Genomic DNA, 15,660 nt, shown 5'->3' with positions numbered 1-15,660 from the left:
TCATCGAACCAAGTTGTTAGGAACAAGATCATGCAGCAGCCGGTCCGTATCGCCCCTTCGATCCTTTCCGCCGATTTCGCCAAGCTTGGCGAAGAGGTCCGCGCGATCGATGCTGCCGGTGCCGACTACGTTCATGTCGATGTGATGGACGGGCATTTCGTGCCGAACATAACCATCGGTCCTAGCGTCGTTGAAGCGTTGCGTGCCCATTCGACCAAGGTGTTTGACGTTCATCTGATGATCTCGCCGGTCGATCCTTACATCGAAGCCTTCGCCAAAGCAGGCGCCGACATCATCACCGTGCACCCAGAGGCCGGGCCGCATGTCCATCGGACGCTGCAACTTATCCGCTCGCTGGGTAAGAAAGCGGGACTGTCGCTCAATCCCGGAACGCCCGCGGCGGCCGTGGAGCCGCTGCTCGACCTCGTGGACTTGGTTTTGGTGATGAGCGTCAATCCGGGTTTCGGCGGGCAGAAGTTTATTCCCGGCGCACTGGATAAGCTGCGCACCTTGAGGGCTCTGATAGACGACAGCGGGCGGACGATAGACTTGCAGGTCGATGGCGGGATCAATCGGGAAACCGCCGCTCAAGCCATCGCTGCCGGCGCTGACGTGCTAGTGGCAGGCACGGCGACATTTCAGGGTGGACCCGAAGCCTATGCAGGCAACATCGCCGCTTTGCGGGGGGCCGTCACGGGCCGCCAGAGCTAGACTCGAGGCAAGCGGTGGCCTCCATCGATCCCACAGCGGGTACGCACGAAACCCCCGACAAGAAGCGCTCGATGATTGAGAGGCGGCGCTCTCTACCGTTGTCGCATCGTTTGATGCGTCTACGCTATGCGCTGGAGCGCCTTCGCTGCCGCTTACCTCTGCCTCAAATGCCCCTGCCGGCCTGTCGCGGTACCGCGTTGGTTTTACAGCCTGGCGATAGCTGGCCCGGTGAGGCGGCGCGCGGACGCGATCTGTTGCAAGGGCAGTTTCGTTTCGCGGGTCGCACGATCGATTTACCTGAACCCCTTTGGGAGCCTGCCGGCGCAAGCGACGCGTGGCTGGCCGCGCTGCATGGCTTTTCCTGGCTGCGCGACCTGCGATCAGCGGGTGGCGACGGGGCTCGACGGCTGGCGCGTGACCTGACCCGGGACTGGTTGGAGCGTTACGGCGAACTTTGGAGCGCGCCTGCTTGGGAACCTTCGGTTCTGGCCCGGCGCATTCTCGCCTGCCTGACGCAGTACGAATACTTTGCCGCAACTGCGGAACCGGCCTTGCAGAGTGCGCTGATCGAGTCTTTGGGCCGCCAAGCGCGCTGCCTGCAGCGGCAGCTACCCGCCGGACTGGTCGGCGTTGATCTGCTGGCGGCGATAAAAGCGCTATTGTTCGCGGCTTTTTGCCTACCGGGGGGCAAGGCTTTGCGGGTGCGGGGCGAAACTTTGCTGTTGCGTGAGCTGCGCCGGCAGATATCCGACGATGGCGGACAGATAGAGCGCTGCCCGTCCCGTTTAGCCGGGATGTTGCGTGATCTTATTGACCTCAGGGCGCTTTATTCCGCGGCGGAGGAGCCTGCGCCTGAGGAACTGGAGCAGGCGATGTTGCGTGTTGCGCCACTCCTGAAATCCCTGCGCCACGGTGATGGGACGCTGGCTCTTTTCAATGGCAGCCGCGAAGAGGAATCCTGGTACATCGATCTCCTGCTCCAGCGCTCGGCAATGCGGGGCAGGTCGGCCGCCTCGGCGGGTCGATCCAATGCCAGAGCCGCGCCACAGGCAGGATTCCATCGCTTGCAATCGGGCCGTAGTCTTCTGCTGGTTGATGGTGCCGCACCGCCGCCGCCGGGCTTCGACGAGCAAGCGCACGCCGGCACGCTTTCCTTCGAGATGAGCGTCGGGCGCGAGCATTTGATTGTGAATTGCGGCGGCCATGCCAACCATACCGATCTGAACCAACTGCTGCGCGGGACCGCCGCCCATTCGACCCTTTCGGTCAACGACATAAACTCCAGTGTTGTTCTGTCGGGTGGGGGCTTGGGTCACCGGCCCGGCGACGTGAGCTGCCGTCGCGAGGAGTCCGAAGGAAATGTCTGGCTCGAAATGAGTCATGACGGTTACGCCAAGCGCCTGGGTCTTTTGCACCAGCGGCGGCTTTTTCTTGCGTCTGGAGGCGATGACCTGCGCGGCGAAGATCGTGTGGCCGCGTTGCCCGGGCGGCAAAGCCGCCCGAACGCCGATACTGCCGTCTTGCGCTTTCATCTGCACCCCGACGTGGCCGCGACTCAGTTGCAGGGGGGTAACGTATTGCTCCGCCTGAAACGCGGTGGTGGTTGGCGGTTTCGGCAGACGGGCGGAGAGTTGACTTTGGAGCCGAGTCTTTACAGCGGTTCGGGTGAAGGCCCACCCCGGCAATGTGAGCAGATCGTGATCCGGGCGCCGATCTCTGGGAAGAAGAGCGTCGTCAAATGGAGCCTGAAGCGCGAGCAGAAACCTTCATAGCTGCCCCCGCCTTTGTCTTGAATGAGCCGATCAGAAACAACCGTCCGGCATGTTCATGGAGCGCCGCGCGCTCTTGGTTTCCATCAGATAGTAACGTCCGCCCGAAAAGCGTGGGCAGTCACGTCCCAACCCGCGCCTGACAAGTACGTCTGCAAGGTCGAGGCCGCCGCGCACGTAGCAGAAACCGCGAAGCGGCTCCGGGCGCTCCTCCTGAATTAGCAGGCACCAGACGTATTCACCTTGCGTCAAACTGTGCAGCAGGTCTTGCGCCTGCCCGTGCTCTGGCCGCCCGCGGGTTGGTGGCAGGACGCCGGCAAGCTGTACCCGCCGCTCGGCGAACTGGAGCGTGTTGGCGTCGACGACGCCGGTAACCTTGCCGCTGAGTATGGGGTCGTAGGCCTCGGCCGAGAGAGGGCTGCCCGGATCAACCAGGAGCAATAAGCAAGCCAGTCCAAAAGTCCGTAAGATCCGCATGGGCGCCGCGCCTCCGGTCTCCGGTTCCCTCTCGGTTGAATTATACCTTAAAAATTAGGCGCGGTCGGTAACGGCTTAGAGAGAGCCCGCCACCCGCAGCAAGACCGCGCCAACGGCTACCAGCAGGGCAGCCGCCATCCGCCGTGGGCCAAAGCCCTCGCCCAGCAGAAGCGCGCCGATCCCTGCGGCGATGACGACCGAGGTTTCCCGGAGCGCCACCACATGAGCCATGGGGGCCACGCTCATCGCCCAGATGACGATGCCGTAGGCCAAGCCAGAGATGATGCCGCCAAAAAGTCCGCGCTTCCAATAGGGGCGGAAGGCCGAGAGCTTCCACTTGCGTCGGTGCAGCGCATAGAGCGTCAAGGGAAAGTGCTCCAATGCGAAAAGCCAGGCAATATAGCTGATCGCGGTTTCCGCGCTGCGTCCGCCCATGCCGTCGACCAGGGAGTATCCGCCGATGGTGAGCCCCGTCAGCAAGGCCAGATAGACCGGCCGCCGATCCCCGGCCAGAGGATCGCCGAAACGCCAGGCCAGGGAAATGAGACCGATGGACAGGATGAACAGCCCCACCATCTCCAACGGGCTCAGACTCTCGCCGACCAGCAGGAAACCGCCGACCGCCACCAACAGCGGCGCGGAGCCGCGCGCGATGGGGTAGACCTGACTGAGGTCGCCCAGCTTGTAGGCGTTGATCAGCGCCCAGTAGTAAATGCTGTGGATCGCGGTCGATGCGGCGATGAAGCCGAAGGATTCCCACGGCGGGACTGGCAGGAACGGTAAAGCCAGGGCCACGAAGGGTGCATGGGAGAAGATGACCAGCGCCTGGACAACCAGTTTGTCGCCGCCGGATTTCACGATGGCGTTCCAGGTGGCGTGCATGACCGCCGCCAACAGCACCAAAAGGTAGATTGTCGTGAGATCGATGCTTGATTCACTCATCGCCAGGGCGCTCGCGCCGTTCAGGCGGGCAAGCCGAGGAGTGCGCGGGCAAAGGCGCGCGCCTCGAAGGGCCGCAGGTCTTCAGCGCTCTCACCAACACCCACGGCGTGGACCGGCAACGCGAATTTCTCGGCCAATGCGACCAGGACGCCGCCGCGGGCGCTGCCGTCCAGCTTGGTCACCACAAGGCCGCTGACCTCCACCAGTTCCTTGAAGGTCGCAACCTGCTGCAGCGCGTTTTGCCCTGTGGTGGCGTCCAACACCAGCAACACCTCGTGCGGCGCGCTCTCGTCGATCTTCCGCAGGACACGGATCACCTTCTGCAACTCGGCCATCAGGTCTGTCTTGTTGTGGAGCCGACCGGCCGTGTCGATCAGCAACAGGTCTGCGGCCTCTTCTCTCGCCTGTTTCAGGGCATCGAATGCCAAGCCTGCGGCGTCGGCGCCGGTCTGGCGCGCCACGACCGGACAGCCGGTCCGTTGACCCCAGATTTGCAGTTGCTCGACCGCCGCGGCGCGGAATGTGTCCCCCGCCGCCAGGATCACGCGCTTGCCGTCCTTGCGGTAGAGCGTTGCCAGCTTGCCGATGGTCGTGGTTTTGCCCGAGCCGTTGACGCCGACCACCAGCACGACGTGCGGCTTGTGGGTGGGGTCGGGAACCAGAGGGCGGGCGACCGGCTCCAGAATTCCGGCGATCTGCTCGGCCAGGGCGCTGCGTACCTCCTCCGGGCTCACTTCCTTGTCGAAGCGGGTGCGGGCCAACTCCGCCGTTACCTTGGCGGCGGTCGCCACGCCCAGATCGCCTTGGATCAACAGCTCTTCAAGCTGCTCCAGCGCGTCGTCATCGAGCTTGCGTTTGGTGAAAATGCCGGTGATGCCGTCGCCCAGCTTGCTGGAGGATCGCTTCAGTCCCGACGTCAGCCTTGAAAACCATCCGCCCTTCTTCTCGGCCCCCACTTCGCTCACGCGGCTTTCCCTTCAAGTTGCTGTCCATTGCGGGCGGTGATGCGGGCCGCAACGATGCCGCCGACCCTTTTGCCCAGAGGGCCGGTCATCGCAACCGGCGCGAAGTGTTCGCTGCGCCCCAGACCGTCCTTTTCGATCAGCACGCTGGCCTCGCTGCCGATGCGGCTGTCGAGGAAGCGCTTCACCTGACGCTCGCCCAGTTCGCGCAAGCGCATGGCCCGCTCCTTGCGCAGCGGCTTGGCCACCTGAGGCATGCGCGCGGCGGGTGTGCCGGGGCGCTCGGAATAGGGGAAGACGTGCAGCCAGGTCACGTCGCAGGCCTCCACGATGCGCAGCGAATTGGCGAACATCGCCTCGGTTTCAGTTGGGAAACCGGCGATGATGTCGGCGCCGAAAACCACGTCGGGCCGCGCCGCGCGCGCCTCGGCGCAGACCCGCTCCACGTCGCGCGCCAGATGGCGGCGCTTCATGCGCTTCAGGATCATGTCATCGCCCGCCTGCAGCGACAGGTGGAGATGCGGCATGAAGCGCGGCTCTTCCGCCAGAAGGCGCAGGATATCCGTGTCCAACTCGACCGGATCGACCGAGGAGAGCCGCAGGCGTTTAAGGTCCGGTACGTTGGCCAACAGGCGACGGCAGAGCTGGCCGAGTGTCGGCTGGCCCGGCAGGTCCTGGCCGTAGCCGGTGATGTCGACGCCGGTGAAAACCACTTCGGCCACGCCGTTTTCCACCAGCAGCTGAATCTGCCGCACGATCTCGCCCATCGGCACCGAGCGGTTGTTGCCGCGCCCAAAGGGGATGATGCAGAAGGTGCAGCGGTGGTCGCAGCCCTGCTGCACCTGGATGAAGGCGCGGGTGTGGCCCTCGAAGCCCTCGATCAGGTGGCTCGCGGTTTCGCGCGCCTGCATGATGTCGCTGACCAGCAGCGGCTCGGTCGCTTGCGGGCCGAAGGCATCCGGCTCCAGCTTCTCCAGATTGCCCAGCACCCGGTCGACCTCCGGCATGGCGGCATAGCGCGCCGGGTCGATCTGGGCCGAGCAGCCGGTGACGATGATCTGCGCCTGCGGGTTCTCGCGGCGCGCGCGGCGGATCGCCTGCCGCGCCTGCCGTTCTGCCTCCAGCGTCACCGCGCAGGTATTGACGATGACCGCATCGCCCAGGCCCGAGGCCTCCGCATGGCCACGCATCACCTCAGACTCATAGGCGTTAAGGCGGCACCCGAAGGTCAGGATTTGCGTGGGATTTGCGCCCGAGGATTTTGCTGCGTTCGACGTCATGGGCCTATTCGGCTGCCCCCTTGATGGCTTTGTCGTCAGCCGCCAGAAGCGCCGGATCAAGGGTGCCTGCAAAGGCCGTGGCCGTCGGGCCGGTCATCAGCACATGGCCGTCGGCCTCGCGCCACTCCATCTCCAGCGTGCCGCCGTCCAGCAACAGGGTCGCGCGGCGGCCCGTCAGGCCGCGCCGCACGGCGGCGACCATGGCTGCGCAAGCGCCCGACCCGCAAGCCAGCGTCAGGCCCGCCCCGCGTTCCCAGACTCTCAGGCGCAGGCGATCCGGACCCACGGCTTGCATCACGCCGATGTTGGCGCGCTCGGGGAACAGCGGATGAATTTCCAGTTTCGGCCCGACCACGGTGATGGGCAGGGTCTCGATGCCGTCCTCGACGATGAAGACCGCGTGGGGGTTGCCCATGCTGACGCCGACCGGGTCGGACAGCGGCCCCTCGGCGATGCCCAGGTTCAGGGTGTCGCGTTCCTCGGCCAGCGGAATGTCGCGCCAGCCCAGCCGCGCCGGACCCATGTCCACGGTCACCCGCTCGGGCGAGGCGGCCTCGGCGCGCAGCAGGCCCGCATCGGTTTCGATAACGCTGTCGGGTCGCCCGGTCTCGCGGGCCAGCAGCAGGCCGACGCAGCGCGTGGCGTTGCCGCAGGCGCCCGAAGGCGAGGCGTCGGCGTTCAGGATGCGCATATAGAGGTCCGCCGCCCGGTCGCGCGGCGGCTCCAGCACGATCAGCTGGTCACAGCCCACGCCGCGATGGCGGTCGGCGATGGCGCGTGCCTGGGCGGGCGTCGGCTCGAAAGGCTCCTTGCGGGCATCGATGATGACGAAGTCATTGCCCAGGCCGTGCATTTTGATGAAAGGACGGCCTGTCATGGTCGCCTATATAGTGCCGAAGCCCCGACTGAGTAAATCCCCGTGTCTTCGACACCGTGGCTTGCGGGTGCATTCTGCGGACGACTATAACGATCCCATTTCCGGCCAGGGGGAAAGCGTTGCTCGGAAGTCTGTTTGGGAACGGGCTTGGTTATTCCTCCGCAATTCTACCCGAATAGCGGCGTTCAAAATTAGAGCGATCCTCCATCTCAAAGTTAGTCGAATCACAGACTCTTGCATGAGCAGCTACGCGACCCTCTTCGGTGCTGAGGTTCGGATAGTCGACCTCAAAGGTTTTGGGCCTCGGCAGGTCGAATGGGTCTCCATTGTGCTGTTCGAGGTCCAACTTGTGGCTTCTAATCCAGGCGAGAACCAACATATGGCAGTCCGCAAGCGCCGCAGCTTCCGTGGAGCGGCGATAGGACACAGAGTGCCGCAATACTGCCGGACAGCGAACCTTTACGACATATTCTCCGGGCGCCTCCCGAAACCGTTGGCGCGACATCTTGATTGGGCAGTCCAGCACTTCCCTATCTATACGTCGTCTGGCAACAACGTCATAGGAGACTAAAACTCGGTTGGGCTCATCGCCCGGGTCTAATCCATCGTCATAAATCTCATCTTCTGCCTTTGTCGTAATTCTGGGGTCTGCCCCGGCGGCGCGCGGCCATTCCATGCGGCGACCTTGTTCGTCAAGGAATATGGCGGCCTCGCCGCGATGCATGCTCTCTAGAAAGTCGCAGGCCTGTCGCAAGGCATCCGGCAAATCATGACAGGCCATTCCCATGCGGTATTTGAATTTGGGCAGGCAAAAGAGCTCGCAGGCGAACTGGTGAAAGTCGTCATCTTCTTGCTGATGGGGAAAGATATCGGATACCCAAAGATGAAAGGGTAGCTTCGTCCCGTCGGAGAGCACATAACTGCCTTTAGCCTCATGGGCTGCCTCGAGCGCCGGATTGGGGCCTTGCAATTTGTCCCTGATATCGACCAGTTTTTTCGGATCGCCTTGCTGTTCGGTCATTGCTTCGGCTCCGTTGCCGGGCGTTTGCCGCTCATCGCTTTTTGGGCGTCTTCGGTGTTTTTCTTTCGTGAGTCCCATAGGGCGTTGACTTCCCTGTCCACGAACTCACTGTGGCGGGCGCGGATTGCCGCTCGACCCTCCTCGGTGCCGCTATCGGGGTAGCCGGGGTGCTGGTAGGGGTAGGGCTCCGACATCCAGAAGTGAAACGGCGTTATCTCGCCGTTGAAGGCGACGTAGCTGCCCTTGGCCTCCAGGGCCGTGTCCAACTCCGGGTTCGGCCCGGTGATATGCTCACCCCGGGTGATATGCCGATGCAGCCTGTGCTCCTCTTCTGCCAAGGGTTGATCCTCCTATTCCGCTGCGCTTCATACAGTTCGAATAGGGTCACCTTTATATAGAGAACAAATAAAGAACAAATTTGTCTGAATTTGTCACCGACCGTGGTCGTGGCGCACGTTCGCCATTCTCGCTAACGGTCAGGCCAGTGATCCGCATGTGGGTCATTCCTCGGGCTTCTTTTTTCTCTGTGGGCGGGTCTCTTCCCACTCCCGGCCCAGGTCGTCGAAGAAGGTTTCTAGCTCCTGGTCGATTTCCGCCTGCTCTTCGGACGTCAAAGGCCACGCCCAAAGTCGTTCGTTTTCACGACCAGTTCGGCCACCTCCTCCTCGGAGGGCCAATCGGGTTCGAAGTCCTGTGGTTTTGGCAACGGGAAGCGTTCTCCCGCTTCATCAAAGAGCGTTTTGCCCCGCAAGACCTCACGCAGGAAGCAACAGGCCAGTGCTAGCCTGTGTGCGTTGCTCGTCCCAATAACGCGCATCGGGATTTCCCCCGTGTAAGGCTGACAGTCAATCAAACCATAAGCGCTGACTCCGTCCTCAGCGTCCGGCTGCCGCAATACAAAGCAAAAGCTATTGCGTTCGCCAGTCTCATCCAAGGTGAAGCCAGTAATTTTCATTCGTCCTCGATGACCTCGTCCAGACCGACCGGTTCTTCTCTTGGGAAAGTTGGGTCGAAGTCTCTGGGAGACGGGAGTTCAATCTGCTGCCCCAAAGCGTCAACAAAAGGCCGCCCAATGCCTTTGAGGAAGGATTGAGCACAGAGAACTGCTGCTGCCACAGCCTCCTCTGCACAGTCGCCTTCGACGAGATAGAGTTTTGTCATTAGAGGCGAGCAAAGAAGGTCACAGCCAAACCGTTCAGCATCGATCTCGAAAGGTTCACCCGTCGTGATGGTTAAGGGGGAACGGCCATTATCCCGCCCTACCAAATTGCCTTTGAACTCGAGTCTGGTTGTCATTATCCGGTTCCATTAACCCTTGGAGTTCCAGTATTGCGTCTTGCTATCAATCGACGAACTTCGGGAAAATGCTCTCAGGTGTGGGTAGGGTGATCGCCATGCCTTCGTCGTCCTCCAGCGTCATCCTCTCGTCTTCAAGGCGTTCCAGGACGATTTGGATGGCAACGGCAACAGTGTGGTCGGGCCACTCGCTGACAACATCGAAGTCTGGCGGCGTGAGCGTGCATTCCAGCGACGCACCCCAGAGCCCGGCGCGACGATCTTCTTCCGGATACGCCTGTGGTTCCCCAATGACCAGATGAAACGGCGCACGTTCGCCATTCTCGCTAACGGTGAAGCCAGTGATTTGCACGCGGGTCATTCCTCGGGCTTCTTTTCTCTCTGTGGGCGGGTCTCTTCCCACTCCCGGTCTAGGTCGTCGAAGAAGGTTTCTAGCTCCTGGTCGATTTCCGCCTGCTCTTCGGGCGGTAGGTCATCAAAGCAGATGTAGGTAGGGTCGTAGTCGCAGGGGTGCGGTGGCTCAATGCGCTGTCCCTCGGCGTCTTCCAGAGTGGAAGCGCGGGCGCGTAGGCAAGCGCGCAACCCCGCCGCGGCCAGGGCAAGTGCGCCCTCTGCTGTTTCATAATCACTAGGATAAATGAAGTTGCCAAAGAGTCGGTGGCAGCGGACTTTGCAACGATACATGCCATTTGGGAGCATTTCTGGCAGACTAGTTTCGTATTGGAATGAAAGGCGGCGCCCAGATCGGGTCCGAACAAAGCAATCCAGATTGATTTTGTTGGATCTTCTAGTGTTGTTACTCATCGAAGTAGCCTTCCATACTGGGAACATTTGGAAATCCACGCACACAGGCTCCTAATCGGTGCTCCACCCTTGCTAAGCACTCATCTCTGCGCTGCTGGGATTTATTTCTCCTACATCGGGCGTCGTACATTTCCTTTCGTCTTGCACACTCCTCGCTACGCTCCCCGGGCTCCATATTTCCAAACTCTTCCTGAAGTTCCTTTTCCTCCGCTTCATTCTGTTCCGCCCTTTCCTTCATACGTCGGCGGTGTTCCTCGGTTGAATCGCCGTCCGGTGCTTCTCCGTCCTCGGATTGGCTGGGCATCTGGGTGCCGGGAGCCTCTTCGGGGGTCGGGTTTGGCACAGGAATGGGCGGTCGGGCCGCGGGCTTTTGAGGGGTCGGTCGGGGACGACTGAATCCTCCGCCGCCGAAAAAGTTGGGCCCAAGTTCGGGCCAGATAATGCGATTGTCTCCAGGCTTTTCGCCCGGAGCGGCGTTTGCCTCCTGAACCGGCGCGGCTTCCGTCGTCTGGGGCGCCTCTTGGGTTAGGGGCGTGAGGCGGACCGGGTTGGAGGTTGGGCGCGGGCCGGTCGTGTTGCGGCCCTGGACGCGCGCGGGGTCAAAGGCCACGCTGACGCCAGCGTCGGCTTCCGGTTGGAAGGAGAAGCCGCTGTCTTCAAAGGCGCGCTGCATGGCCTGGCTGCCGCCCTGTTCGCCACGCACGGCGCGCTTGGCGCTATCGAGTGCGGCGCCGGTCATGCGGAAGCCGAGATCGGCCGGACTCATGGGTTCGAATTTGCTTTTGCCGCCCGCTTCCAGAAAGCCGATCTGGGAGGGACTGATGGGGGAGAGGCGTTGCTGCTCCTCGGCGAAGAGTCCGATCTGCTCTTCTGGCCGCAGGCGCGCAACCCGGGAGGGGTCGGTTAGACGCATGGTGATCCACTGTTCCTTTTCTTTTCAACAAGTAAGATAGGGAAATAGTCGATCAACCAGGAAAAATGGTGAACAATAGGGTATTATTTTGTAACCGCGTGGTGGGCCCTGTGCTATCGGCGCGGTGCGGCCCTTTCAGGCGCGCACCAGCCTCTCCAGCCGCCCTCTTGACCTGCCGGTCTCCCGCGCGTAAGTTCCGCGCCAATCACCGTCAGGACCATTCGTCTTTGCGGTTCCAAGGAGCCCCACCAGCCTGCGAGTTTCGCACACTGGTGCGAAACCGCTTTTGCGTTGGTCCCTGGGGAGTTTCGCACACTGGTGCGAAACCGCGTTTGCGTTGGTCCCTGGGGAGTTTCGCACACTGGTGCGAAACCGCGTTTGCGTTGGTCCCTGGGTTTAGATGAGGATTTGAAGCGGCCCGAGGGTCGCCCGGGAGTTGTGATGTTCGAGAGCCTGCAAGAACGCCTGAGCGGAGTCTTCGATCGCCTGACGCGCCGTGGCGCGCTGAGCGAGGAAGACGTCTCCGTCGCGCTGCGCGAAGTGCGTGTGGCGCTGCTGGAGGCCGACGTGGCGCTGCCGGTGGTCAAGGACTTCGTCGCCGCCGTCAAGGAAAAGGCGGTCGGCCAGGAAGTCTTGCGCTCGGTCACGCCGGGTCAGCAGGTCGTCAAGATCGTCCACGACGAACTGGTCGCCATGCTGGGCGGTGTGGCGGAGGATGAGGGCGCGCAGGCCGGACAGCCCTTCGAACTGCGCGGCCTGGGCCTCAACCTGAACGTGACGCCGCCAGCGCCGATCCTGATGGTGGGCCTCCAGGGTTCAGGTAAAACCACGACCACGGCCAAGATCGCCAAACGCCTTGCCGAGCGCGAGAAGAAGAAGGTCCTGATGGCCTCCCTCGACGTGCGCCGTCCGGCCGCCCAGGAACAGCTTGCGCTGCTGGGCATCCAGGCTGGCATCGCGACCTTGCCGATCGTGCCGGGCGAGACGCCGGTGAAGATCGCCAAGCGGGCGCTGCAGACCGGCGCGCTGGAAGGCTACGACGTGGTGATGCTGGACACCGCCGGGCGTCTGGCAATCGACGAGGCGCTGATGGCCGAGGTTGCGGCGGTGCGCGACGCGACCAAGCCATCGGAGACGCTGCTGGTCGCCGACGCGATGACCGGCCAGGACGCAGTCAACGTGGCCACGGCCTTCAAGGACAAGGTCGGGCTGTCGGGCATCGTGCTGACGCGGGTCGACGGCGATGCGCGCGGCGGCGCGGCGCTCTCGATGCGTGCGGTGACGGGCTGCCCGATCAAGCTGTTGGGTACCGGCGAGCAGATCGACAAGCTGGAGACCTTCCACGCCGACCGTATCGCGGGGCGTATCCTGGGCATGGGCGACGTGGTCTCGCTGGTCGAGAAGGCTGCCGAGACCATCGAACAGGACGAGGCCGAGAAGCTCGCCAAGAAGATGCAGTCGGGCAAGTTCGACTTGGACGATCTGGCCAGCCAGCTCAAGCAGTTGCTGAAGATGGGCGGGCTGTCCGGGCTGATGGGGATGTTGCCGGGCGTCGGCAAGATCAAGAACCAGATGAAGGACGCCAAGATCGACGATTCCATGATCAAGCGGCAGTTGGCGATCCTCTCCTCGATGACCAAGGAGGAGCGCCGCCGCCCCGAGATCATCAAGGCGAGCCGCAAGGTGCGCATTTCAAAGGGCGCGGGCGCCACGGTGCAGGAAGTCAACAAGCTGATGAAGCAGCACCAGGAAGCCGCGCGCATGATGAAACAGGTCAAGAAGATGGGCAAAAAGGGAATGATGCGCCACGGACTGCCGGGAATGATGCCGGGCAAGGGGCCGAAAGGCGGCGGCTTCCCGGGCTTTTAGCCCTGGGACCTGGTAAGCGCCCGAATGACGACAGCAGAAACACGCGACCAGAAGACAAGAACCACTTTTTTACAAACTGAAACGACTTAGAACGTCAACGAAAGGAACAACCATGTCTCTCAAGATTCGCCTCGCTCGCGGCGGCGCCAAGAAGCGCCCCTTCTACCACATCGTCGTGGCCGACTCGCGCTCTCCGCGCGATGGCCGCTTCATTGAGCGCGTCGGCAGCTACAACCCGATGCTGGCCAAGGATCACGCCGAGCGCGTGGTGATGAAGGAAGAGCGCATCACCTATTGGCTGGGCGTCGGTGCACAGCCGACCGACCGGGTGGCCCGCTTCCTTTCCACCAAGGGCATGTTCGAGCGTAAGATTCCACAGCAGACCTTGAAGAGCCAAGCCAGCGCCAAGACCCTGGAGCGCCTCGCCGAGCGCGAGGAGACCAAGAAGGCCGCCGAGGAAGCCAAGCAGGCTGCTGAAGAAGAGGCCAAGCAGGCCGCCGCCGCCGCTGCCGAAGCTCCCGCCGAGGAGGCCCCGGCTGAAGAAGCTGCTGCCGAAGCTCCCACCGAGGAGGCCCCGGCTGAAGAAGCTGCTGCCGAGGCGCCCGCCGAGGAAGAAACCAAGGCCTGAGGGTCGAGGACTCTTTAGCGGGTCGAGGTGCCGGGTATGGCTGCGCCGGAAAATAGCGCCGACAAGCGGGTCTGCCTGGGCGTCATCGTCGCCGTGCACGGGGTGCGCGGTTTGGTGAAGGTAAAACCCTTCACCGAGACGCCCGAGGCGCTGACCGCCTATGGACCTCTGGGCGATGCCGCCGGAGTGCGCTCCTGGCAGGCAACGCTCAAGGGACTCCAAAAGGGTAATGCGTTGTTGGCCTTGTCCGGCGTGGAGACTCGCGAGGCGGCTGAGGCGCTGAAGGGCTTGGAGCTCTACGTGCCCCGCAACAGTCTGCCAGAGCCCGCCGAAGAGGAGGTCTTCTATCACGACGACCTCTTGGGGCTGGCGGTGGAAGACGGCGAAGGACAGGTGCTGGGGCAGGTTCTGTCGGTGCAGAACTTTGGGGCAGGCGATCTGCTGGAGGTGGGAGAACCCGGTGAACGTAGCCGCTTCATCCCCTTCACGCAGGCCGTGGTGCCGACGGTGGATATCGCGTTGGGGCGTCTGGTGGTCGACCTGCCGGAGGAAACCTGAGATTTTGCACCGTCATGGGACGGGGCCGATAATTGGGCTGGACGAAGAGGGCGCGAAAAGGCATAACACCGGCCTTCCGAGGCCCGGTGGGCCCCCGGTGGTCCCGTAGGACGCTCCTTGAAGGGCGGTCTTGCGGGTAAAGGAGCGAGGCGGATATGAGCGCTGCGGAGGTGGAACCGACAGTTCCCTGGATGGCGACAGTCCTGACGCTTTTTCCGGAAAGCTTTCCGGGGCCGCTCGGGATCAGCCTTGCGGGCAAGGCTCTGGAAGAAGGGCGCTGGAATCTGGAAGTGCTGGACATTCGCGACTTCGCGCGCGATAAGCACCGCACCGTGGATGACACGCCCTATGGCGGGGGTGCAGGCATGGTCATGCGCTCCGATGTTGTGGACGATGCGATCGAGGCGAGTTCGGCCAGTCCGGGACCGCTATTGTATCTCAGTCCGCGCGGACGCCTCCTGACGCAGGAGCGTGTTCGCGAACTGGCCTCCGGGCCGGGAGCGCGGCTTCTCTGCGGCCGCTACGAGGGTGTCGATCAGCGCGTCTTGGATGCGCGCGGGGTCGAGGAGATAAGTGTCGGCGACTACATTCTCTCCGGCGGAGAGATGGCGGCGCTGGTTTTGATGGATGCCGTGGTGCGTCTCTTGCCCGGTGTGATGGGCAATGATGACAGCGCCGGCGAGGAATCCTTCGAGCGGGGACTTCTTGAGTACCCGCACTACACGAGGCCTCCGGAGTGGCGGGGGCAGACGGTGCCGGAAGTCTTACTTTCCGGGCACCATGAGAAAATCCGGCGTTGGCGTTTGGCCGAGGCGGAGGCGATTACCCGGAAACGGCGGCCCGATCTTTGGGTGGCCTACCGGGCGGAACGAAAGCAAGGGGCCGATTAGGCCAGGGTTGATAAAGATTGAGCGGTATGGTCGTCGGGGTAGGTCCGTCGGATGACCCGCTGCCGCCCAGAAAGGACTAAAGTCATGAACGTGATCCAGCAGCTTGAGCAGGAGCAGATTGCCAAGCTCAGCGACGGCAAGGCGATCCCCGAGTTCACGCCGGGCGACACCGTCCGCGTCAATGTGCGCGTGGTCGAAGGCAACCGCGAGCGTGTGCAGGCCTTCGAGGGTGTCTGCATCGCCCGCAAGAACCGCGGCATCAATTCTTCCTTCACCGTGCGCAAGATTTCCTACGGCGAGGGTGTTGAGCGTGTTTTCCCGCTCTACAGCCCGCGAATTGATTCGGTTGAGTTGGTGCGCCGCGGCGACGTGCGACGTGCCAAGCTTTACTACCTGCGTGGCCGCCGTGGTAAGTCCGCCCGTATCGCCGAAGCGACGACCGGTGTGGCCGCCAAGGCCGCTCAGGCCGATCGCGAAGTCGCACAGGCCAAGAAGGAAGCCCAGAAGCAGGCTTCCGCAGCCAAGGCCGCCGCGAAGAGCTAAAAGCCCTTCCATCGGCAGTCTAAGCACTACAAAAGCCGCCGGAGCGATCTCGCCCCGGCGGCTTTTTTGCATGGGCCAGCGATTTTTGCATGGGAGGGTCCGGGCGTTGGGGTAGCCCTT

The 15,660-nt window shown here is 62.7% G+C and carries 18 protein-coding genes and 1 pseudogene; 7 read left to right on the top strand and 12 right to left on the bottom strand.

Annotation, left to right across the window (positions count from 1 at the left end):
* Nucleotides 1–30: 30 nt before the first annotated feature.
* Nucleotides 31–711: a ribulose-phosphate 3-epimerase gene (rpe, locus tag FHR98_RS13820; RefSeq protein WP_183417293.1), complete on the top strand. Its 681-nt coding sequence runs from the start codon at nt 31–33 to the stop codon at nt 709–711.
* A gap of 71 nt (nt 712–782) precedes the next feature.
* Complete coding sequence (locus FHR98_RS13815; protein WP_183417292.1) at nt 783–2,483, top strand: heparinase II/III family protein; 1,701 nt, start codon at nt 783–785, stop codon at nt 2,481–2,483.
* A 30-nt stretch (nt 2,484–2,513) separates the two neighbouring features.
* On the opposite strand, the gene FHR98_RS13810 is transcribed toward FHR98_RS13815, so the two are convergent.
* The 12 genes from FHR98_RS13810 to FHR98_RS13755 form a co-directional block, all read right to left on the bottom strand.
* Nucleotides 2,514–2,957 carry a hypothetical protein gene (locus tag FHR98_RS13810; protein ID WP_183417291.1) on the bottom strand — a complete coding sequence of 148 codons (444 nt, stop codon included), beginning with the start codon at nt 2,955–2,957 and terminating at the stop codon, nt 2,514–2,516.
* A gap of 75 nt (nt 2,958–3,032) precedes the next feature.
* Nucleotides 3,033–3,899: an EamA family transporter gene (locus tag FHR98_RS13805; protein WP_183417290.1), complete on the bottom strand. Its 867-nt coding sequence runs from the start codon at nt 3,897–3,899 to the stop codon at nt 3,033–3,035.
* A gap of 20 nt (nt 3,900–3,919) precedes the next feature.
* Nucleotides 3,920–4,864 carry a signal recognition particle-docking protein FtsY gene (gene ftsY, locus FHR98_RS13800; protein ID WP_322091262.1) on the bottom strand — a complete coding sequence of 315 codons (945 nt, stop codon included), beginning with the start codon at nt 4,862–4,864 and terminating at the stop codon, nt 3,920–3,922.
* Complete coding sequence (gene mtaB / locus FHR98_RS13795) at nt 4,861–6,141, bottom strand: tRNA (N(6)-L-threonylcarbamoyladenosine(37)-C(2))-methylthiotransferase MtaB (protein WP_183417289.1); 1,281 nt, start codon at nt 6,139–6,141, stop codon at nt 4,861–4,863. The genes ftsY and mtaB overlap by 4 nt, the downstream gene beginning before the upstream one ends.
* Nucleotides 6,142–6,145: 4 nt before the next feature.
* A complete protein-coding gene (gene dapF, locus FHR98_RS13790; RefSeq protein ID WP_183417288.1) occupies nt 6,146–7,018 on the bottom strand; it encodes a diaminopimelate epimerase in 873 nt (290 codons plus the stop codon).
* A 151-nt stretch (nt 7,019–7,169) separates the two neighbouring features.
* On the bottom strand, nt 7,170–8,039 hold the full coding sequence (locus FHR98_RS13785) for a hypothetical protein (protein ID WP_183417287.1): 870 nt from the start codon (nt 8,037–8,039) through the stop codon (nt 7,170–7,172).
* Nucleotides 8,036–8,377: a hypothetical protein gene (locus tag FHR98_RS13780; protein ID WP_183417286.1), complete on the bottom strand. Its 342-nt coding sequence runs from the start codon at nt 8,375–8,377 to the stop codon at nt 8,036–8,038. Before FHR98_RS13780 ends, FHR98_RS13785 begins: the two co-directional genes overlap by 4 nt.
* A gap of 272 nt (nt 8,378–8,649) precedes the next feature.
* A complete protein-coding gene (locus tag FHR98_RS13775) occupies nt 8,650–8,994 on the bottom strand; it encodes a hypothetical protein (RefSeq protein ID WP_183417285.1) in 345 nt (114 codons plus the stop codon).
* The gene (locus tag FHR98_RS13770) at nt 8,991–9,335 is read right to left on the bottom strand and encodes a hypothetical protein (protein WP_183417284.1); all 345 of its coding nucleotides are present in this window, start codon (nt 9,333–9,335) and stop codon (nt 8,991–8,993) included. The genes FHR98_RS13775 and FHR98_RS13770 overlap by 4 nt, the downstream gene beginning before the upstream one ends.
* A gap of 46 nt (nt 9,336–9,381) precedes the next feature.
* Nucleotides 9,382–9,696 carry a hypothetical protein gene (locus FHR98_RS13765; RefSeq protein ID WP_183417283.1) on the bottom strand — a complete coding sequence of 105 codons (315 nt, stop codon included), beginning with the start codon at nt 9,694–9,696 and terminating at the stop codon, nt 9,382–9,384.
* A complete protein-coding gene (locus FHR98_RS13760; RefSeq protein ID WP_183417282.1) occupies nt 9,693–10,019 on the bottom strand; it encodes a hypothetical protein in 327 nt (108 codons plus the stop codon). The genes FHR98_RS13765 and FHR98_RS13760 overlap by 4 nt, the downstream gene beginning before the upstream one ends.
* A 112-nt stretch (nt 10,020–10,131) precedes the next feature.
* Nucleotides 10,132–11,052: a hypothetical protein gene (locus FHR98_RS13755; RefSeq protein WP_183417281.1), complete on the bottom strand. Its 921-nt coding sequence runs from the start codon at nt 11,050–11,052 to the stop codon at nt 10,132–10,134.
* Between the two features lie 441 nt (nt 11,053–11,493).
* Between FHR98_RS13755 and ffh the strand changes: the two genes are divergently transcribed.
* From ffh to rplS, 5 genes and pseudogenes are all read left to right on the top strand, one after another.
* A complete protein-coding gene (gene ffh / locus FHR98_RS13750; RefSeq protein ID WP_183417280.1) occupies nt 11,494–12,921 on the top strand; it encodes a signal recognition particle protein in 1,428 nt (475 codons plus the stop codon).
* Nucleotides 12,922–13,033: 112 nt separating this feature from the next.
* Nucleotides 13,034–13,399, top strand: a pseudogene (gene rpsP / locus FHR98_RS13745) (30S ribosomal protein S16); the annotation flags it as partial.
* Nucleotides 13,400–13,585: 186 nt separating this feature from the next.
* Nucleotides 13,586–14,107, top strand: coding sequence for a ribosome maturation factor RimM (gene rimM / locus FHR98_RS13740; protein ID WP_183417278.1), 522 nt, complete (start codon nt 13,586–13,588; stop codon nt 14,105–14,107).
* A gap of 191 nt (nt 14,108–14,298) precedes the next feature.
* Nucleotides 14,299–14,997 (top strand): tRNA (guanosine(37)-N1)-methyltransferase TrmD, encoded by a 699-nt coding sequence (trmD, locus tag FHR98_RS13735; protein WP_437126639.1) that lies wholly within the window; start codon nt 14,299–14,301, stop codon nt 14,995–14,997.
* Between the two features lie 84 nt (nt 14,998–15,081).
* A complete protein-coding gene (gene rplS / locus FHR98_RS13730; protein ID WP_183417276.1) occupies nt 15,082–15,540 on the top strand; it encodes a 50S ribosomal protein L19 in 459 nt (152 codons plus the stop codon).
* Nucleotides 15,541–15,660 lie beyond the last annotated feature (120 nt).

The organism is Limibacillus halophilus (assembly GCF_014191775.1).
Classification (GTDB): domain Bacteria; phylum Pseudomonadota; class Alphaproteobacteria; order Kiloniellales; family CECT-8803; genus Limibacillus; species Limibacillus halophilus.
The sequence above is the reverse complement of the archived record's forward strand: the minus strand, read 5'-3'. Positions and strand labels throughout refer to the sequence as shown.